The sequence below is a fragment of the Pseudomonas cichorii genome (assembly GCF_003700275.1).
Lineage (GTDB): Bacteria > Pseudomonadota > Gammaproteobacteria > Pseudomonadales > Pseudomonadaceae > Aquipseudomonas > Aquipseudomonas cichorii_B.
Genome location: NZ_RBRE01000001.1, coordinates 1 through 19,209, shown reverse-complemented (window position 1 = coordinate 19,209; position 19,209 = coordinate 1). Strand labels below are relative to the sequence as shown.

Annotated in this window: 14 protein-coding genes and 2 pseudogenes; 8 read left to right on the top strand and 8 right to left on the bottom strand. The window is 56.4% G+C overall.

Features of this window, described 5'->3' with window-relative positions; translation table 11 throughout:
• Window positions 1-47: 47 nt before the first annotated feature.
• Together amn and ALQ04_RS00080 are read left to right on the top strand one after the other, a co-directional pair.
• On the top strand, window positions 48-1,511 hold the full coding sequence (gene amn, locus ALQ04_RS00085) for an AMP nucleosidase (protein WP_122313641.1): 1,464 nt from the start codon (window positions 48-50) through the stop codon (window positions 1,509-1,511).
• Window positions 1,512-1,578: 67 nt separating this feature from the next.
• Window positions 1,579-2,205 (top strand): rRNA large subunit pseudouridine synthase E, encoded by a 627-nt coding sequence (locus tag ALQ04_RS00080; protein WP_122313640.1) that lies wholly within the window; start codon window positions 1,579-1,581, stop codon window positions 2,203-2,205.
• A 107-nt stretch (window positions 2,206-2,312) separates the two neighbouring features.
• Here ALQ04_RS00080 and ALQ04_RS00075 read toward each other — a convergent pair whose 3' ends face one another.
• The 3 genes and pseudogenes from ALQ04_RS00075 to ALQ04_RS27455 form a co-directional block, all read right to left on the bottom strand.
• A complete protein-coding gene (locus tag ALQ04_RS00075) occupies window positions 2,313-2,519 on the bottom strand; it encodes a DUF2788 domain-containing protein (protein WP_122313639.1) in 207 nt (68 codons plus the stop codon).
• 56 nt (window positions 2,520-2,575) lie between these two features.
• Window positions 2,576-3,055: an Lrp/AsnC family transcriptional regulator gene (locus ALQ04_RS00070; RefSeq protein WP_122313638.1), complete on the bottom strand. Its 480-nt coding sequence runs from the start codon at window positions 3,053-3,055 to the stop codon at window positions 2,576-2,578.
• 357 nt (window positions 3,056-3,412) lie between these two features.
• Window positions 3,413-3,916, bottom strand: a pseudogene (locus tag ALQ04_RS27455) (hypothetical protein).
• Between ALQ04_RS27455 and ALQ04_RS26825 the strand changes: the two are divergent.
• Window positions 3,845-4,567, top strand: coding sequence for a DUF6515 family protein (locus ALQ04_RS26825; RefSeq protein ID WP_183142063.1), 723 nt, complete (start codon window positions 3,845-3,847; stop codon window positions 4,565-4,567). The pseudogene ALQ04_RS27455 and the gene ALQ04_RS26825 overlap by 72 nt on opposite strands.
• On the opposite strand, the gene ALQ04_RS00060 is transcribed toward ALQ04_RS26825, so the two are convergent.
• Both ALQ04_RS00060 and ALQ04_RS00055 read right to left on the bottom strand, forming a co-directional pair.
• Entirely contained in the window at window positions 4,560-5,456 is an 897-nt protein-coding gene (locus tag ALQ04_RS00060; protein ID WP_122313636.1) for a cation diffusion facilitator family transporter, read from the bottom strand. The two genes, ALQ04_RS26825 and ALQ04_RS00060, sit on opposite strands and share 8 nt — an antisense overlap.
• A gap of 21 nt (window positions 5,457-5,477) precedes the next feature.
• On the bottom strand, window positions 5,478-5,897 hold the full coding sequence (locus ALQ04_RS00055) for a polyribonucleotide nucleotidyltransferase (RefSeq protein WP_122313635.1): 420 nt from the start codon (window positions 5,895-5,897) through the stop codon (window positions 5,478-5,480).
• A gap of 231 nt (window positions 5,898-6,128) precedes the next feature.
• Here ALQ04_RS00055 and ALQ04_RS00050 point away from each other — a divergent pair.
• Window positions 6,129-6,509, top strand: a pseudogene (locus ALQ04_RS00050) (DEAD/DEAH box helicase); the annotation flags it as partial.
• A gap of 128 nt (window positions 6,510-6,637) precedes the next feature.
• A complete protein-coding gene (gene hrpB, locus ALQ04_RS00045; protein WP_122313633.1) occupies window positions 6,638-9,160 on the top strand; it encodes an ATP-dependent helicase HrpB in 2,523 nt (840 codons plus the stop codon).
• Window positions 9,161-9,472: 312 nt separating this feature from the next.
• Here the strand turns inward: hrpB and ALQ04_RS00035 are convergent, their stop codons facing one another.
• Both ALQ04_RS00035 and ALQ04_RS00025 read right to left on the bottom strand, forming a co-directional pair.
• Complete coding sequence (locus tag ALQ04_RS00035) at window positions 9,473-10,189, bottom strand: abortive infection family protein (RefSeq protein ID WP_183142062.1); 717 nt, start codon at window positions 10,187-10,189, stop codon at window positions 9,473-9,475.
• Between the two features lie 374 nt (window positions 10,190-10,563).
• The gene (locus tag ALQ04_RS00025) at window positions 10,564-11,013 is read right to left on the bottom strand and encodes a hypothetical protein (protein ID WP_122313630.1); all 450 of its coding nucleotides are present in this window, start codon (window positions 11,011-11,013) and stop codon (window positions 10,564-10,566) included.
• A gap of 266 nt (window positions 11,014-11,279) precedes the next feature.
• Here ALQ04_RS00025 and ALQ04_RS26820 point away from each other — a divergent pair, with 266 nt between their 5' ends.
• Both ALQ04_RS26820 and ALQ04_RS00015 read left to right on the top strand, forming a co-directional pair.
• Window positions 11,280-15,845, top strand: a complete 4,566-nt coding sequence (locus ALQ04_RS26820) for an ATP-binding protein (RefSeq protein WP_183142061.1) — start codon at window positions 11,280-11,282, stop codon at window positions 15,843-15,845.
• 200 nt (window positions 15,846-16,045) lie between these two features.
• Window positions 16,046-16,597, top strand: coding sequence for a hypothetical protein (locus ALQ04_RS00015; RefSeq protein WP_122313629.1), 552 nt, complete (start codon window positions 16,046-16,048; stop codon window positions 16,595-16,597).
• A 69-nt stretch (window positions 16,598-16,666) separates the two neighbouring features.
• Here ALQ04_RS00015 and ALQ04_RS00010 read toward each other — a convergent pair whose 3' ends face one another.
• Window positions 16,667-17,725, bottom strand: a complete 1,059-nt coding sequence (locus ALQ04_RS00010; protein ID WP_122313628.1) for a hypothetical protein — start codon at window positions 17,723-17,725, stop codon at window positions 16,667-16,669.
• A 356-nt stretch (window positions 17,726-18,081) separates the two neighbouring features.
• On the opposite strand from ALQ04_RS00010, the gene ALQ04_RS00005 reads away from it, so the two are divergent.
• Complete coding sequence (locus ALQ04_RS00005) at window positions 18,082-19,038, top strand: restriction endonuclease (protein WP_057429690.1); 957 nt, start codon at window positions 18,082-18,084, stop codon at window positions 19,036-19,038.
• Window positions 19,039-19,209: the final 171 nt, after the last annotated feature.

The window sequence follows — 19,209 nt, the reverse complement described above, 5'->3', positions numbered from 1 at the left end:
CGAACCCGTTAGGATGCAGGTCTGCAAGTTCAGACAGGACCTAAACCGTGACGCAAGCCTTTGTTGTTGTAGAAAACGCCGAGCAAGCTGTGGAGCGGCTCGCAGAACTGCATGACCGCGCAACCAGCGCCTTGAGCCAGGCGCTCAAGCGTTACCTCAAGGACCGGGTCGAACCCGACGCCGAACAGCGTGCGCTGTTCCGTTACCCCGAATTGCGCCTGACTTACGCTTATCAGGGCGATGTGCCGCTGACCACTCGCGCCTACGCCAAGGTGCAGTTGCCTGGCACTTACAGTGTCACCGTGACCCACCCGACCGCATTCCGCAAATACCTGCTCGAACAGCTTCGCCCGCTGATGAGCGACTTCACCGTCACCATCGAAGTGGGTGTCAGCGAGCAGAACATTCCTTATCCGTATGTGGTCGAGCAGGGCGATGAACTGGCCGGCTCCGGTGTGACGGCCGCCGCGCTGGCGCGGGTTTTCCCCAGCACCGACCTGTCCGCCGCGACCGATGGCATCGCTGACGGCCTGTATGACTGGGCCAATACCGATCCGCTGCCGCTGGCGTTGTTCGACGCGGCACGGGTGGATTTCTCGCTGCGGCGTCTGGTGCATTACACCGGCAGCGACTGGCGACATGTGCAGCCATGGATTCTGCTGACCAACTACCATCGCTATGTCGACCAGTTCATCCTGCACGGCCTGGAAAAACTGCGCGATGACCCGCGCTTCGTGCGCATGGTGTTGCCCGGTAACGTGGTGGTCGACAAGAACATCAGCTACGAAGAGGCGCAGGCCATCGTCGCCAGCGTGGTCTGGCACCGTTATCAGATGCCGGCCTATCACTTGATCGCCGAAGATGGCCATGGCGTTACGCTGGTCAACATTGGCGTCGGCCCGTCGAATGCCAAGAACATCACCGATCACCTGGCGGTATTGCGTCCGCATTGCTGGCTGATGATCGGCCACTGCGGCGGCCTGCGTCAGTCGCAGACCATTGGCGATTACGTGCTGGCGCACGCCTACATGCGCCGTGACGGGATTCTTGACCGGGTACTGCCGCCGCATATCCCGATTCCGGCCCTTGCCGAAGTGCAACTGGCCTTGCAGGAATCGGCAGCGCAGATCACCGGAGAGCGTGGCGAAGGGCTCAAGAAGCGCCTGCGTACCGGCACGGTTCTGACCTACGATGACCGTAACTGGGAACTGCGCTGGGCTCAGGAGCGTCCGCTGATCAACCTTTCGCGTGCCGTGGCTGTAGACATGGAAAGTGGCACTATCGCAGCTCAGGGCTATCGCCTGCGCGTGCCTTACGGTACGTTGCTGTGTGTCTCGGACAAACCGTTGCACAGCGAAATCAAACTGCCGGGCTCGGCCAATGCGTTCTACGAGCGTGCCGTCAGCCAGCATTTGAAGATCGGCATCGCCGCGCTGGACCTGCTGCGCACCGAGCTGAACTCGTTGCATTCACGCAAACTGCGCAGCTTCGATGAGCCGCCATTCCGTTAAGTGATTGGTATTTATACCGAGGGCCACTTAAAGTGGCCCTTTCTGTTTCCACGCCCTTGAAGTCCTCATGTCCCGCACTCAACGTCCTGTTTCTCGCCGCCCGGCCCCTAAAAGCACTGGCGCGGTCCGTCGCGTCGCCAAAGCGCCTCCGGCCGAACCGAAGCTTATCCTGTTCAACAAGCCTTTCGATGTCCTGACGCAATTCAGCGATGGCGAAGGCCGGGCGACGCTCAAGGACTTTATCGATATTCCCGGCGTCTACCCGGCCGGGCGCCTGGACCGCGACAGTGAAGGGTTATTGCTGCTGACCAACGACGGCCAGTTGCAGGCGCGGATTGCCGACCCCAGGCACAAACTGCCCAAGACGTACTGGGTGCAGGTCGAAGGCGAGCCGAGCGAGGAACAACTGCAACAGTTGCGCAATGGCGTCGAACTCAACGATGGCCCGACATTGCCCGCTCAGGCCCGGCAACTGGACGAACCGCAACTCTGGCCCCGCAATCCGCCCGTGCGCTTTCGCAAGAGCGTGCCGACCAGCTGGCTGGAACTGATCATCAAGGAAGGCCGCAATCGTCAGGTGCGGCGCATGACCGCGGCTGTCGGCCTGCCCACCCTGCGGCTGGTACGAGTCCGGATTGGCGACTGGACGCTGGATGGCCTGGATCAAGGGCAGTACCGGGAAATAAAGCCCTGATTTGTGCCGACTGTGTGGGAGCGGATTTATCCGCGAAAAAGCTTCCAGGCGACACATTTCTGCCAGCTTCACTGGCCCCTCGCGAATAAATTCGCTCCCACCGGTTCTCAGGAGCCATTTTCGATATAGGCGATCACCAGGCTCTTGATCACGAAGGCCAGGATGCCCAGGCCCAGCACGAAAAACAGGATGAACGTGCCGAATTTGCCGGCTTTGGATTTCTTCGCCAGATCCCAGACGATAAAACCCATGAAACCAATCAGGACGGTGACCAGGATGGTCATCATCCATTCTTCAAAAAGCACGGGATCCATCATTTGCTCCAGTCGGACGGCAATAGTGGGCGACCACCAGCGCGTCGGGATGCCGCTTAACTGCGCAGGTGGGTCAAGGGGAGTTCAGTGCTGGCCAGAACCTGATTGAGCACGAAGCTCGACTTGACGCTGGTGACGCCTTCGATGCGGGTAAGATGGCCCAGCAGCAGTTTCTGATAGTGATCCATATCAGGAACCACAACTTTCAATTGATAATCGGCGTCCATCCCGGTCACCAGGCTGCATTCCAGTACCTGCGGCAGGTTGCGGATCTGTTGCTCGAAATGCTCGAACCGCTCCGGCGTATGGCGATCCATGCCGATCAGCACATAGGCGGTCAGGTTCAGGCTGAGCTTCTTGCGATCCAGCAGGGCGACCTGGCGCACGATATAGCCGTCGTCTTCCAGCTGCTTGACCCGTCGTGAGCAGGGCGAAGGTGACAGCCCGATGCGTTCTGCCAGTTCCTGATTGGAAATGCGCGCGTCGCGTTGCAGTTCGGCCAAAATGCTCAGGTCATATCTGTCGAGCTTGCTCACGATGTTCCCCTTTATGAGATGAATTGCGCTGAATTATTGATGAGAAGTGAAAAATTGCGCAAGTAGTGTTTTTGTGAGCAATCTTCGCAATCTTTTGTCGGTCCCGCAGGCCTATTCTTTTCAACAGAATCACTGCCCGGACACAGCGTCCAGCGCGGCTCCCCAATCAGGCCAGCCGCGGCCTCCCACCCGACAGGGTGGTCAGGCCCCCGGGCTACATACTGTCCAGAAGACGGAATGAGGTGAGCCGACGTCATAAGCGTTGTGCCAGGACGAAGTATCCCAAGGGGGCCAGTCAGGTCCCCTTTTCTTTGCGTCCTGATAAAGTACTCAGAACGGCGCGTCTCTATTACAGTCTTAATTTACGTCTACCTGCGTCCTAGTGAGGAAAGCATGAAATCTGGCATCTGGAAGCTGACGGGGTTAAGTCTGCTGTGTTTGAGCATCAGCGCCCATGCGTTGGCCGATGATGATTCCTTCAAGGACCAGTATCGCGGCAGCTCAGGCGACAATGGTCAGCAACGCAGAATCCAGCAACAGCAGCAGAATCAACAGTTCCAGGGCGATCGTCAGCAACAGCAGCAGATTCAGCAACAACAGAATCAGCAGCGGCAGGTCGAGCGCCAGCAGCAACAACAGATCTACCAGCAGCAACAGAATCAGCAACGCCAGATTCAGGAACAGCAGAACCAGCAGCGGCAGGTCGAGCGTCAGCAGCAACAGCAGATCTACCAGCAGCAACAGAATCAGCAGCGCCAGATCCAGGAGCAGCAGAACCAGCAGCGACAGATCGAACGCCAGCAATATCAGCAGCACCAGAACAACCTGCCGATCCAGACCGCTCCCCGCGAGTCCTGGCAAACCCAGCAGCCACGCCAGGGGTATTACCAGGATAATCCGCGTGGCAATCGCAACTGGCAGGCCGGTGGTGGCCGCTCCAACGATCATTGGGAAGGCCGGCCCGACGGGCGCGGCAATGGCTGGGGCCCGGGCCCGCAGTATCGACCCGGTTATACGATAGACCGAGTCCCCGGCGGTTACTCGCGTGTTCCGTATCGCGGCCAGGATTATTTCTATTCCCAGGGTTACTGGTATCGCCCGCAGGGACCGCGCTATGTGGTGGTCACGCCGCCTTATGGCGTGCGCGTGCGCAGCCTGCCGTCCTACTCGCAGGAAATCTGGATCGGCAGTTCATTGCTGTTTCTGGCCGCCGGGACCTACTACGCCTATCAGGCCGACAGTCAGGATTATGTGGTGGTCAATCCGCCGCAGAATCAGCCGACCTATAGCCAGGTGCCTGCGCAGAACGGTTACGATCCGGAGTTCTATCCCCGCAACGGCCAAAGCCAGGAGCAGGTCGAGCTGGATCGTTATCAATGCTACCGCTGGGCCGTAGACCAAAGCGGCTTTGATCCGGCCAATATCACTTCCCAGCCACAGGCCGAGGTCGTCGACCTTTATCGCCGTTCGATGGGCGCCTGTCTGGCCGGGCGCGGCTACAGCGTCAACTAGTTGTAGCCTGTTTCACCACTTCCTGTGGGTCGGCATGCACCAGCACTTCCGCTTTCGGATACTGCTGGTGTATGGCGTCGGCAACCTGATCGCACAGCGTATGGGCGACGCTTAGCGTCAGGCTTCCCGGCAATTCCAGATGCAACTGCACGAACCAGTGATTGCCGGAGATCCGTGTGCGCAGATCATGCGCGCCCATAACTCCCGGCACGCTGCGCGCCAGTTCCAGCATGCGCTGGCTGACATCGATTGGCAGTTCCTGATCCATCAGCACCGATACCGTTTCGCGGGCGATCTGAAAGGCGCTCCACAGAATGTAGACGGCAATTCCCAACCCGAAGTAGGCATCCAGCTGTTGCCAGCCGAAAAAGGCCAGTGTCAGCGCCAGTAGAATGCCGAAATTGAGCAAGAGATCGGAGCGATAGTGCAGCGAGTCGGCGCGTATGGCGGCCGAACCGGTTTCCTTGATGACCCGGTGTTGCAGCCATAACAGCGCCATGGTCAGGATCAGCGACAACAGCATCACCGCGATCCCCAGACCTGCCGCGCCCAGCGGTTCGGGATGCTGGATGCGCCCGATGGCCTGAAAGGCGATCAGCCCGGCACTGACGGCAATGAACAGCGCCTGAGCCATGCCCGACAAGGCTTCGGCCTTGCCATGGCCATAACGATGGTCTTCATCGGCCGGGCGTAGCGCGTAATGCACTGCCAGCAGATTGAGAAAGGAGGCTGCGCCATCCAGCAGCGAATCGGTCAGCCCGGCCAGCAGGCTGACTGAACCGCTGAACCACCATGCCACGCCCTTGGCCAGGATCAGGGTGCTGGCGACCAGCAGCGATGCTCGCGTCGCAAGGCGCAGCAGGCGGGCGTGTTCGGTGCTGGTGCTCATGGCGCTTCCTTTCGCTCAGCCTCAGGCTGCCGGGTTCAGGCCCAGTGTTGCCAGTTGCTCGACGCTGCCCTTGTACTGAATCAGACGCGGATCGTTGAGCGGCAGCGAGTGGCCCAGCTCGGTTTCCAGAATGGCTTGCAGCTTGCTGTTGTCGACGCTGCCGTCAGCATTGACTGCCGGTTGCAGTTTCTGTGGATCGATCTGCGCGTGGCCGGTCGGGGTGTAGTAGATCGCGCCGGTGGTGAAGTCCACAGCCAGGGCAATGACCCCCGGAATCACATAGAACAGCAGGCCTACGGCATCCAGAGCGAGAATCGCCGGATCGATCTTGCCTTCGATCTGGCCGCGACGATCAGGATAGAAAATGCTGCCGCACGCCGAAATCTGGGTCAAAAGCGTGGCGACCAGAACGCCGCCGATAAAACGGGATGGAATGCGCATGGAGAACTCCTGAAGTGAAGTGGCAACTATACAAGGCAAAGGCTACGTCGCTAAGACTATTGCGTGTTCGGGTGGTTCTTCGACTAAACATATATTCACGGTAGCCTTGGCTCCTGAGGGGTGGACTCACCTTGTGTGAGGGCGCTTGCCCGTGACGAGGCAAGACAATATCCATCAAGCTTCTGCAAACCCCCGGAAGGCTTATAATCGGCCGCCTGTTCTGGAGCCGCCATGATTTCCTTGCCCATCGATGCTGTTCTGCCGGCCTTGCGCCAGGCCTTGACCACCTGCCATCAAGCCATCCTCGAAGCACCGCCCGGCGCCGGCAAGACCACCCGCGTGCCGCTGGCGATGCTGGATGAGCCGTGGCTGGCCGGGCAGACCATTCTGATGCTGGAACCGCGCCGCCTTGCTGCCAGAGCAGCAGCCGAGCGCCTGGCCAGCGAACTGGGGGAAAAGGTCGGGGAAACCGTTGGCTACCGGATCCGCCTGGACAGCAAGGTCGGTCCGAATACCCGCATCGAAGTGGTCACCGAAGGCATACTTACCCGCCGTTTGCAGGATGATCCGGCACTGGAAGGCGTGGGCCTGCTGATTTTCGACGAGTTTCACGTTTTGCCGATTACACAGAAATCATCAATTTCTCGTCAAAAACTCTCAAATCTCTCCTCACCGTCTTTGGGCTGAATCTCCTCTCTACTGAGGCCGTCGTATACTGCTTCCCTGATTTGGGAGCCTCGATGATTTTTCTACCTATTGACCTCGTATTGCCAGACCTACGAGAGGCCTTGGCCAACCGCCACGAAGTAATCCTTGAAGCGCCACCTGGTGCGGGCAAGACCACTCGAGTACCCCTGGCGCTCCTGAACGAACCTTGGCTTGGTGACCAGAAGATCATCATGCTCGAGCCCCGTCGATTGGCTGCTAGGGCTGCTGCTGAGCGCTTGGCAAGTGAACTGGGTGAGAAGGTTGGTGAGACTGTCGGCTACCGCATTCGCCTTGAAAGCAAAGTAGGCCCGCGAACCCAGATCGAAGTGGTCACCGAAGGCATCCTGGCTCGCCGTCTCCAGGATGACCCCGCGTTGGATGGTGTGGGCGTAGTCATCTACGACGAGTACCACCTTCGAAATCTTGACTCTGACCTTGCTCTGGCTCTGTGCCTGAGTGCTCGCGAACTGCTGCGTGATGAGCCGCCGCTGAAGCTCCTCCTGATGTCGGCAACGCTGGAGGGTGCTCGTCTTTCAAAGGTGCTGAATGATGCGCCTGTGGTCACCAGTGAAGGGCGGATGTATCCAGTCTCGACGGTTTGGGGTAGCCCCTATCATCCGGGTGAGCGAATCGATGCGCGAGTCACAGACACCTGCTTGGCCGCCATCAATGAACAGTCTGGAAGCGTTTTGGTTTTCCTTCCGGGGCAGGCAGAGATTCGGCGGGTGGCAGAAGACCTCAAGGAGCAGCTGATCAGTCGTCCAGAAGTGATCGTATGCCCGCTGTACGGTGACCTTGATCTGAACGCCCAGCGTGCTGCTATTGACCCAGCACCCAAAGGCTCCCGGAAGATCGTACTGGCTACGAACATCGCCGAGACCAGCTTGACCATTGAAGGCGTCAGGGTGGTGGTGGACAGTGGTCTCGAGCGAGTGCCGAAGTTCGATCCTCGCAGTGGCATGACCCGACTCGACACGCAGCGTATCTCGAAGGCCAGTGCTACCCAGCGTGCGGGGCGGGCAGGGCGCCTGGAGCCAGGTGTCTGCTACCGCCTGTGGTCGGAGTCGCAGCACGAGCAAATGGCCGGCTACAGCACCCCAGAGATCCTGCAGGCGGATCTCGCAGCCTTGGCACTCCAGTTGGCCCGGTGGGGAGTGAAGCCGGAGGAGATGACCTGGCTCGACCAACCTCCGTCAGCCCCTTTTGGCCAAGCAAGAGACCTGCTGAAGCGCCTGGGCGCACTCGATGATGCTGGGCAGCTCACACCACACGGGTCGGCCATGAGCGAGCTTCCAGCGCATCCTCGGATCTCTCACATGCTCATCAAAGGCAACGCGATGGGACTGGATGACCTGGCGTGCAACATCGCGGCGCTGCTCGGTGAGAAGGACATCCTACGTGGAGCCGGTGCCGACCTTCACACCAGGCTGAGTGCCCTGTCAGGCGAGCAACATTCACGTCGTAGTGGTGGTTCCCTCCAGCGGGTGAAGCAGTCTGCTCGGCAGTACCGATCCCTGCTGCGCGGGAAGGCCTCCAGCCCTGTCAGCGAGCCCGATCACCCACTGTGGGTAGGGTGCCTCCTGGCGTTTGCCTACCCTGACCGAATCGGCCTGCAGAGGCGTGCAAGCTCATCCGAATACCGTCTCTCCAACGGTCGTGCTGCGGTGTTCTCAGAGCCCGATGCCCTCACCAAACACGAGTGGCTGGTGGTGGCCGACCTGGGTAGCCGGCAAGGGCAGCGTGAGGAGCGGATCTACCTGGCGAGTGACCTCGATTCGGCTCTGTTCGATGACGAGTTGGCCGACCTTGTGAGGTCTGTCGATGAGGTCGACTGGGACGAAAGGGAAGGTGTTCTGAAGGCTGAGCGGCAGTTGAAGGTTGGGCAGCTGATCTTGTCGACGAAAGCCCTGCCGAGTCTTGATGAGCAAACCCGTTCGCTGGCCCTGGTTAACCTAGTGAGGCGTAAGGGCATCGAGCTCCTGCCCTGGAACCCGGAGCTTCGGCAGTGGCAGGCGCGGGTCGACCTACTGCGTCAGCTGGATATCCAGTGTGGCCAGGCAGAAAGTAAGTGGGCTGATCTCAGCGATGCCAACCTCCTCGACACGCTGGAAGAGTGGCTCGCGCCGTACCTGGGTAAAGTCACGAGGCTCAGTCACTTCAGCCAGTTGGATCTGTCGTCGATAGTCAGAAACCTCCTGCCGTGGCCGCTTCCGCAGGAGCTGGAAGTCCAGGCGCCTCAGGCGATCCAGGTGCCGTCTGGTTCGAACATCCGTATCGACTACTCACAGCATCCGCCGATCCTCGCGGTGAGGCTTCAGGAGCTGTTTGGGCTGGCAGAAACCCCTCGTATTGCCCAGGGGAGGCAGCCGCTGATTCTGCATCTTCTGTCGCCGGCCCGCAGGCCTGTGCAGGTCACCCAGGATCTTGCGAACTTTTGGCGTAGCACCTACTTGGAAGTGAAGAAGGATCTTAAGGGCCGATACCCAAAGCACCATTGGCCTGAAGATCCATTAGTTGCTGAGGCGACGGCTAGGGCGAAGCCTAGGAAGCCTTGAGGATAGGGCGTGCCTGACGGGTGGCTGTCGTGAACCAAGCCGCCTTTGCGTCTTGGCCCTGACGGGCTTCCATCCTCACGCCTTCAGCCATCCTGGCTTGCGCGCTCCGCTTGCTCTTCAGCGTGGCGCTTAGCCTAGGCAGCTAACGATCACGGAATAGCTGCTCTTGTAGCTCCATGACCGGGATAGGCGGGTTGGCACGATGCAATATAGCGTGGCAGTTTGGGCAAAGCGGCTTCATATCTTTGACCGGGTCAACATTCTGGGGGGGCGCCCAATGCATGCAAACCTTACAGTTGCAAACCTTTGCCATCACGTCTTCGGTTGTGCCTGGTGACACTCCAGCAAAAATAGACCAAGTGCGCCGGCTACATTGACGCATAGCGCCGCCTCAGCGCTTGTAAGATTCGAGGAATTGTCGCTAGGGCCATGAGCATCGCCATGCTCGTTCCGCACCTGTGCAAGGCTCAACAATAACTTGTCGATATCTTTAAGTAGGCCGGACATCGAAGTCCCCTGTTCGGCCAGACCAACCTGCTGAAGCGTCGCAGAAAACAGCCTCTTACGATCTGAAATAGAGCTACCACCTTGCTCCAAAATCCATTTTTGAGTGGACTCCAGAAAGCTCCTCGCGGCTGTGATCGCTCCGCTAGGGTCGGACTGACGTCGACTCAATGCCTTATCCCATTGTGAACGCAAGTGTTGATCAGGTAGCTGGCCCAACAAGCCATTCAGAGATCGGTCAGCGGGAGTTAGGTGGCCTTGTGCTTTTTCAAGGAATTGTCTACCTCGATGAGTGAGGTTGCCCGTGATGATTACTGTGCTGTATTCCAGTTTGCCCGCGTTGGATTCTTTCATCGGCATGATGCCATCAAAGTAGCCTTGTCTGTGAGCCTCCACCAAGGCGCAGGCTACGGGTTGGAAGTCTTGAAGAGACTGCTTTGAGGAGCCTGCCGGATCAAAGGCAGTTTCTCCAGCTTCGATGCGCCTTAAGACTTCGACCAATTTCCAATCCGGTTCCTTATCCATCTGAACACACCTCCTTTCGGTCAATGTGCTGATCATACTGGAGCTCAGGGGCATCTAGTCCAGGCACGCCGATGGCTGGTGACAAGTATTTTGGTAACAGGGGCCGGGAAAAAGGGGTCTCTGTACCAACAAAGCGTGACCGGTCACAACGTTGATTTTTTTGACGTGAGAATCACGCTTAGGTACTATGAACTTGTCGCCACAGACCGGAACCTCGAAGGAGGGGTGGTGATGCCGGGAACGAGCTTAGGCGAGTTCCTCCCAGCCAGTGAGCGGGATTTGAAAGGCTAGGCCGATATCTGATTCAGCAAAAAGCCCTGTGGTGTGAGCCGCAGGGCTTTTTTGCTTTCTGTTTGTCCGATGAGCGACCGGCCTTAGAGTTTCACGCCTTCGTTGCGTTTCTCCAGCACGTAGCGCACGTTCCAGATCGGCCCTTTGGTAGGCAGGCCCGACCGCCCCCAGTCGTTGACCTCGTACGCAGAAACCACGTTCAGTCGAAGTAGATTCTCGACATCCTGAGGTTTACGGATTTCGAAGAAAATCGCGTATTCGTGGGCATCCAGACAAAAATAGCGCCTGTTGTCCCCCGCAAAATGAGCCCTTACCTTCGACTCAATGAAGCGCCTGTCGATGTAGTCGAGGAGCTGCTTTGATAAGTCGTAACGTGTAGGGCAGAAATATCGCTCCTCCTTGGCTTTCGGATTAACTATCAGCGGCCCGTTTTCCTTGTTGTCCGTAAAGCAATGGAATCCGAAGGTGAATTCAACGCTAACGCCGCGATCTCCTATCTGGAATGTCCGCACGGTCGGCTGGAGGTGCGCCATGCAGACTGTTCTTCCATTTATCGTCAAATCGTTCCAGCGCATACTCGTGGCCACATCTTTTCGGCCCACGAGAATATTCGATTGAGGCATGATGTCAACGTACTGGCTCCTCGGTGGCCCAACGCTTGATGCTAGCGCTTCGTGATGTGCTCACAGGTATGCACCGGAACCACGGGAGACCTAAATCTTATTGCTCGCCGGTGAGCACTCAAACCTCTAGGGGAGTAGTGTCCGGCGCTAACATCCGGCTGTGAGATAGACGTTTAATGGACTATTCAAAAATCATCGGAAAAGACGACGGGCAAAGATTGTCTTTCGAAGAGCTCGTCTGCCAACTTGCCAGGCGCGACCGCCCCGAGAGCGCCAAAGAGTTCAGGCGGATCGAAGGCTCGGGAGGAGACGGAGGGATCGAGAGCTATTGGCTGCTTCAGGACGGTTCTGAGATCGGCTATCAGGCCAAGTATTACCTCAGGTCACGGGAGGTCGATTGGGGCAAAATCGACGAGTCAGTCGAGCAGGCTTTGAAATCTCACCCTGGGCTGAAACAGTATGTGATTGCCATTCCCTGCGACCTTACTGATCGCAGCGGAGCGCAGGGCGCAGGGAAGAAAGGGTGGGAGCACTGGAATACGCACAAGCTTGCCTGGGAAGCGCTTTGTGCCCAAAGCAGTATCCCCACGGTTGAGTTCGTGGCCTGGACGGCGTCTGACCTGACCGACAAATTGTTACACCCTACAGCTGAGGGCCTACGGAAGTTCTGGTTTGGCGAGCTGGAAATGTCTGGGCAATGGTTCCACAAGAATGTGGAACTCGCCGTAGATTCACTCGATGAGCGATATCACCCAGAAGATCACGTAGAGGTTGGAATCGAGAGCCTCTTCAAAGTGCTCCTCCGGGACGAAGAGGTCATAACCGAGCTGAAGTCTGCTTTTTTCGCTATCGCAAAGACCGCTAGGTTTAACCACTTCATAAAAAATGATTCCGACGCCAGCCTCATCGCTGGTATCCAGCGTGTCGAGCAGGAGGCATCCAAGGTTGCGGCATTCGGCAGCAGGTTTGGCTCTGACTCTTGGGGGGCTTGGCCCATTGTTGATTGCGTCGCTGCTTTGTCAGACGCCTCTAATAGCGTCCATGAATTGAAAGCCTGGGCTTGGCAAAATATGCCAAAGTCTGAATCCAGAAGGGAATACTCCTCTTCGGACATGAACTACCTTAGCCATAAGCTGGACGAGCTTTCAAATGCCCTCTACGGATTGAGTTCAAAGCTGGAAGGGAAATTCTATTCCGCTGAGCAAAACCGTTTTGCCCTTCTGACAGGGAAGGCCGGCACAGGCAAGTCGCACACACTCGGTTCCGTTGCTCAAAAAGCGATTTCAGATGGGCATCCGGTGGTTTTACTTTTGGGGCAGCAATTAGGCTCTCAGGGGTTTTGGAGGCAAGCGACAGAAATACTCGGGCTGGGGACTGTTGAGCCAGAGATATTCTTGCAGGCTATGAGTTCTGCCGCTGAGGCCGCTCAAAAGCGCGGACTCATTCTCATCGATGCCATCAACGAAGGTGCGGGTGCGCAGCTATGGAGGAATGAACTTCCCGCTCTGATTGCCCGAGTCAACGCTTACGAGAACCTCGTTCTTGTCGTCACCTGTCGTACTGAGTACACGCCGTATGTAGTTCCGCCTAAGGTGATGGAGACGACAGTTGCCTTCACCATTCGTGGCTTCGTGACGAATGAAGAGCAATCGAGGGCCGCGAAGATCTACCTGCACAAGAGAGGCATTTCCCAGCCGGATACGCCTTGGCTCTCAGCTGAGTTTGTGAATCCGCTGTTTCTTCGCAGTGCGTGCGTTGCCCTTGCCCGAGACGGTTGTAAGCAATTCCCCAAGGGGCTGCATGGCACGAAGCAGGTTTTTGCATTCTACATCCGCAGCGTTGCACGAAATTTAGGTGTCGGAAGAGACGGCAGCGAAGATCTGGTCGCTCCTACTACAGCGGCAATCTCGGCCATCGCCAGGCTGATGGCCACAGAGAGGCGCGATTACGTGGTTTTGGCCGATGCTGTGCGAATTTCAGCGGAGGTGTTTTCGAATTTTTCTTCACCACCTTCCAAAACCTGGTTTGACGTCCTGCAGAAGAACGGAATTTTCCGACTCGACCCACCACCGCGCCGGCTTGAAATTGATCCATTTGCTCCGGTCGAGGATATCGTGAGGTTCAGTTTCCAGCGACTCCAAGACCACCTCATGGCGGACGCTTTGCTCAAGAGTGTGACGGATCCAGGGCTCGAACTGGAGAATGGAGTTTTGAGCTTCATTCTTGACGGCGACAGATTCAAATGGGAGTGGGCTGGTCTCGCTGAAGCCTTGTCTATCCAAGTGCCTGAGCGTTTCGGCTCAGAGCTTTTGGATGCGCTTCCGAGGGATATAGATATCTGGATCAACGACGACCCGGTTAGAGGCGCCTTCCTAGAGAGCTTGCGTTGGCGTAGCTCAAACGCCTTCACGGAGCGCACTTGGCGATATTACCAGGCTATCTTGGATGTCGATGATAGCCAACTCTACGTGCTGATCGAACTCTGTGCCAACGTTGATCACCCTTGGAACGCTGAACTACTCCACGACATTCTGATTACTAAAACGATGCCAGAGCGTGATGCTTCCTGGACGGTGAAAATTAACGACTTCGATATGGCGGATGGCAGCACGATCCGCCGCCTCCTGGACTGGTGCTTGACCAGTCAGACCGAGAAAACGGATCGACAGGTACAGCTTCTTTGCGGGCTTGCGGTCACGTGGCTAACGGCGTCATCGCATAGAGAAATCAGAGACAAAGCGACCAAGGCGCTATCCGCATTGCTGCTTTCGAAGGTCGAGCTCTACGGTGAACTGTGCGAGAGATTCGCTGGCCTTGATGATCTCTACATCATGGAACGGTTGCACGGGGCTGGTTATGGCGCATGTTGTATCGATCCATCTCCAATGCGGTTGAAGCATTACGCCCCGGTAGCTTACCGGATGGTTTTCTCTGAGCAGTGCGCTCCGCTATCGATCATGCTTAGGGACTATGCATCGGGGATTATTGAGCTGGCTGCCCACTATCGTTGCCTGCCTATCGAGGTCGATCTCGGTGCCTGTAGGCCACCTTATAAATCTCAGCCTGTTCAATTAACTGTTTCACAAGCTCTTCTCGATGATGTCGCCACAAAAGCCGGAGGTGACGAAATCAAGCGTTCTTGCACTGGCGGAATAAGTGAGTTCGCTGATGAGATCAAGCATCGTGTCAGCTCATTTTCGAGCGTTGCTTTGACTTCTCAAATGCCCCACACGCAATCCGAGATGAGCGAGCGATTCGATGCAGAGGTAATTGCCCCTTACCCAGACAGGCAAGAAATCGTCGATGCGATCAGTGCTCTCCAATTTAATCCATTCCGATTCTTGCTCCGACCATTTGAAATACTCGAGGAGCTTGATGAGCTTGATGAGCTTGATGAGCTTGAGGAGTTTGAGGAAGCCGAGGGGGTAGAGGCGGTTGAAGAGCTCGAGGAACTGGAGACGCATGACCAGTCCGAGGAGCTTCAGCAGCTAGAGAAGAGGCTTGTTGATCTACTGGATGTTGACGAAAAAAGAAGATTTACCGACGAGTTCAGATGGTGCATCGTCCGCTCGGGAAAGTACCCGCGCACGTTGGAAGGCGTCGACACGGAGGCGGCCAAACGGTGGGTGGCCAAGCGCGCCTATGACTTCGGATGGACAGAAGAACACTTCCCATCGGATAGCTCTCACCGTCATAGCTATTCCCGCGAGAGGCCACTCTATGAGCGCATTGGTGCCAAATATGAGTGGCTTGCGCTCGATGAACTCCTTTGCCGGCTAGCCGATAGTAATTGGCTCTCCGAAGCGCGAGTCGATGGAACACGTGATTACCGTTCATCCATCGATCTAGGTTTCCATCGAGACATCGACCCTACAGTTCTTCAAGGGTTGTCCGATGCGGGTTCTGACTCTGTAGATATCTCACCAATTGTTCTCGAGGAAATATCCGAAGACTGCCTACAGCAATGGCCGTTTAAGCTTGACCCTAGCCTCGGGATGCCTAGTCTCGTAGGCCGAACCGACAAGGCTGGGGAAAAGTGGCTAGTCCTTTACGAGCATCGCTCCGTGACGAATCGTTACGACGATGGGGAGAGCCGAGAGCACGGGCTACGTCAGCAGGAATGGCGTTTCCTCATGCCTGTCGTTGTCAGGAAAAAAGATCAAAAACAGTTAATTCGCTTTCTGAGCAATCAGCGTTCTCTGGATGTTTCGAGTTGGTCGGGACGCAGTTGCACGGACGACGGCTATCTGCTTGAGGCCCCGTGGCGCTTTACCTGGGATCAGTTGATGTGGACACCTGCCAGCTTTCATAACCAAGGTGAGCTCGAGGTAGCATTTCCCTGCGTTAAATATCATTGGGAGTCCCATTTGGATGCCTCCCTTCCAGAGGGAGCCTCTGCGCATTTACCAGCCCCTTGGTTGGCAAATCAGCTGTCCATTACCCCGATGCTCTCAGATCCACGTGTCTATGTGGATGCGCTAGGGAAGCCCCAACTGATCTGCGGCATGGGCCCTGACGATGGTTCACACGCTTTCATACGACAGGACATATTTGAGCGGATGTTGAAAGAGAAAGGATTGGCGTGTGTTTGGACGTTTGTTGCGGAGCGAGGCGTGTGGCCAGGCGGAGGGAACTCTCATGCCGCATCGAGAAGGTCTGAGGGTGTAGTTTGGTTCGAGCGAGGGAGGCCAAAAATGGAATCATGGAAGGAGGATCGCTGTAACGGTACTAAGGATGAGTGAGCGCGGAAGGTGCCACTACTCTGGGCGCAAGCGCAATCTTTTAGCCTATGCCCCCCAGTTGTGGAGTGCGCTTAACCCCGCCGCATTACCCTCCCGACCGACAACCCATGGGCTGTTCCATGCCAGCGTTTCGTGCAGGGAGGCTTTGGGTGATAGCCTAACGGTGTGCCTTAGCTACCACCTAGTCACCGGAGCCCTACATGATCAACCTCTATCGCTTAACTAGCAGGCTGTTTCCTGACCGCCGCCCCGAGCGGGAGAAAGCGCGTGAGCGTGAGTTCATCCGGGCAGCGAACAGCTTCAAGACCCTCCGGGTGACTCAAGAGGGAGGGATTTTCATCGATCCAGAAGAGCTCCGTGAACAAATTGTCGCCTCCCGTGAGCAGTTGAAGCATCTTGTCCACAAACCCGGAGCGTCTAGTGGGCTATGCCAAGCAGTGGCAGCCGTTGAGGTGGGGCAGGAGGCTGATACCTCTGCTGAGGCCACTGTAGAGCTGCAGGACGGTATTGAGGTAGTGGCTTGGCGTCGGCTCTCTAGTGGCGCTGCTGTGCGCTACGTGTGCCTTCAGTCTACAAGTACGGGGCGATTCGCTGTCGCTACAGCCAGTCTGTTCACAGAAGCGATAGAGAGTCTCCCGACTTGGGTCGAAGCCAACACAGCCAGGCACGTCGCCATTGCCATACAGAACGATCATCTCCGCTGGTTGGCTACCGTGAGCGAGGCGATGGATGCATGGGATGCAGAGCTCTGATTGTCGTCGCTTGACCATTGATTTCACGGTCTTCGATGCGGTGGGATCGCATCAGGTGCTGTTCGGTTGTCACTCATAGTGCAGCTCTCCGAACAAACCGATCATGAGATCTCCTTCCAAGATTTCGAACGGAAGGGTGACATATTGATCTCGATGACGAAGGAGAGCTTTTCCGTCATGTGGCGCGTTCTTCGTGTGCCCTTGCACCCGCTCGCCATTTTCCTTGATATATGGAAGCACTACGATCCGACCATGATTCTTGGACAAAATGGTGCCTTCATGCCATAGGGTCGTACCTTCTTCGCTATTGGACTCGCCCCCGGTGTTCTTGATGACCCACCTAGGCTGCCCATCATCCTCGAGCCAGAACACGAAACCTCCACAGACCAACACCCTCTGGCCGCGCATCCTGGCTTCGGCAAGCATTTGTTTGACGCTGGCCAGTTGAAGCAGTTGGTTAGCTCTTGGAAGCAGCAGAGCACGAATCTGTGCCTTGGTTCTTCCCCAGTGATCAGCTGCCGAAAGACCAAAACCCTTGGCCGTAAATTCTCTAAGGCATATCTGTGAGCGCTTCGGGGTTAGAGCGCCGATCTCTTCCCATTCCATGTCTCCGGTACGACGAAGACAAGCGTTAAACCTTGGGATTGCAACCACTTGCAAATATGGGGCGCGTATAAGCTGTTCGTGTAGCGGCTCCCGCAAACTGTCCATCTTACTGGGCAGATTTAAATCTCGGATGGCTGGGCGGGGCAGATGAGCATTACGTTTGATCGCCTCGCGCTCCATTAGCTCCTCTTCGTCCTGAATGCGGCGAGCCGCAGTCAAAGCCTTGTCGACCTTTAGGATGACTGAGGCTTGGAGCACGGGATCAAGCACCGCTATGCCTATGCGCTCGGCGGTGGTCTGGTTGAACGCATCTGCCGCAATCATGGCTTCTGCAAAGGTGCTAAATGAGGAACCACGTGCATGCCCCTGGCCGTTATCGTAGAAATAGCGTTTCCAGGCGAGCAGGGAGTCAGGGAAGAGCTTCAGGGCTCGCAGTTGCCATGACCAGCCGATTCCAAATTGACGGAATGGGAGTACGGCTAGAGTAGGCATCGAGTGGTACGGCATCTGATCGAGGCGCATGGTTCTTCCTTGCTGATAGGCATTGGTCGCGCCGATAGATGCGCCCCGGTGGGATACCCTGTTTTCAACGATAGCGTATATACCCAATGGATAGCACATCGCCAGGATGATTCAACCTACTAGGGAGTCTGATACGAAACTTCTGACGCCCTGTGACGATGTTAAGTATCGATGGGCATCACTCAACGCTTGTGCCACATGCCCCAAAACCTAATCAGATGAGGCCGTAGCATGGCGCAGGCGCTTTGCCTGCTACCAAGACATGTCCGTCATGAGTTTTTTTCACATCCACCGATGGTGTCTTTGTGGTCTTGGTAGCTACTCTTGCATTTCACCACCACGTGCTGGGCTGGAACATGGACGCGCGCTACCACTATCCCCCTGATGTCTTTAACCTGCTGGTCGACACCATCCCGCTACTTTGCAGAAGTAAGGCTGACGTGCTGCTTTTTTTACGGGGAGCAGGAGTGCCTCATGATGATCTGGCGCTCATGGACGTCACGGTTAAAACAAACCGTGATTCAGTCAGTACATTTGCCATAGTTCGCGACGTCCTTGAAAAGCTGAATAAGCGAGGGGATGGGGGCTTGGCGGCTAGGCGCGAAATCATCAAACGAGTGGTGGAGTTCGAGGAGTTTTCAGGATGCTGGCCCAACAATGTTCACAAGGCTAAAGCTAACGTGGGAGACCTGGCGCGCATCGTCAATGTTAAAGACTCGTTTACCCGAATGAGCCAGCAACGAGAGGCCGCTCAAGCCGAGGTCGCCGCCAAGGCACGAGCCGAGCGTGAAGCGGCTGCAGCGAGGGATCGTAAAGTTGAAGACGTGCGTGATCGGCTGAGTGCTCTCTTTGGTATGGATAGAGAACCTCAAAAGCGCGGCAAGCTTTTGGAAGGAGTATTGAACGACCTGTTCAGGGCACACGGAATCCTTTTACGAGAAGACTTCAAGCGACTTGATCAATCTGGAGGCGCCGTCGTTGAGCAAATAGATGGAGTCATCGAGTTTGAAGGACACATTTACCTTGTAGAGATGAAATGGCTCAAGGATCCAGTAGGAGTGCATGATCTCGCGGCGCACATGGTTAGACTGTTTGCGAGAGCTGACGCTCGAGGAATCTTCATCTCGAACTCAGATTTTGCCTCTACCACTATTGCCGAGTGCGTCACTCACTCAACCCAGAAAACGATGGTGCTTTGTACGCTAAGGGAAATCGTGGTGCTGCTCATGAACAAAAGCGACTTGGTCAGTCTCCTGCGAAGCAAGGTACGTGCTGCAGTGATTGATAAGAAGCCCTACCTCGAAAGCCTATAAGAAGGCGATGTGATTAGCCCGGCTAATTCTGGGGGTGACGTATGAGATGGTTTTCCAATCGCATTGATCGCCGACTCCTGTTGCGGCAGGACGTTGGGAGCGACGTGCAGAATCGATCCTAGTTTCATCCCAAGGCATTTGCACATAGGTAGTAAGCGTCCAGCCAATGCA

Coding starts and splice junctions, on each gene's coding strand:
- ALQ04_RS26820 (WP_183142061.1), top strand. CDS start 11,280: ATGGACTATTCAAAAATCATCGGAAAAGACGACGGGCAAAGATTGTCT.
- hrpB (WP_122313633.1), top strand. CDS start 6,638: ATGATTTTTCTACCTATTGACCTCGTATTGCCAGACCTACGAGAGGCC.
- ALQ04_RS00015 (WP_122313629.1), top strand. CDS start 16,046: ATGATCAACCTCTATCGCTTAACTAGCAGGCTGTTTCCTGACCGCCGC.
- ALQ04_RS00010 (WP_122313628.1), bottom strand. CDS start 17,725: ATGCGCCTCGATCAGATGCCGTACCACTCGATGCCTACTCTAGCCGTA.
- ALQ04_RS00025 (WP_122313630.1), bottom strand. CDS start 11,013: ATGGCGCACCTCCAGCCGACCGTGCGGACATTCCAGATAGGAGATCGC.
- ALQ04_RS00080 (WP_122313640.1), top strand. CDS start 1,579: ATGTCCCGCACTCAACGTCCTGTTTCTCGCCGCCCGGCCCCTAAAAGC.
- ALQ04_RS00005 (WP_057429690.1), top strand. CDS start 18,082: ATGGACGCGCGCTACCACTATCCCCCTGATGTCTTTAACCTGCTGGTC.
- ALQ04_RS00035 (WP_183142062.1), bottom strand. CDS start 10,189: ATGGATAAGGAACCGGATTGGAAATTGGTCGAAGTCTTAAGGCGCATC.
- ALQ04_RS00055 (WP_122313635.1), bottom strand. CDS start 5,897: ATGCGCATTCCATCCCGTTTTATCGGCGGCGTTCTGGTCGCCACGCTT.
- ALQ04_RS00075 (WP_122313639.1), bottom strand. CDS start 2,519: ATGGATCCCGTGCTTTTTGAAGAATGGATGATGACCATCCTGGTCACC.
- ALQ04_RS00060 (WP_122313636.1), bottom strand. CDS start 5,456: ATGAGCACCAGCACCGAACACGCCCGCCTGCTGCGCCTTGCGACGCGA.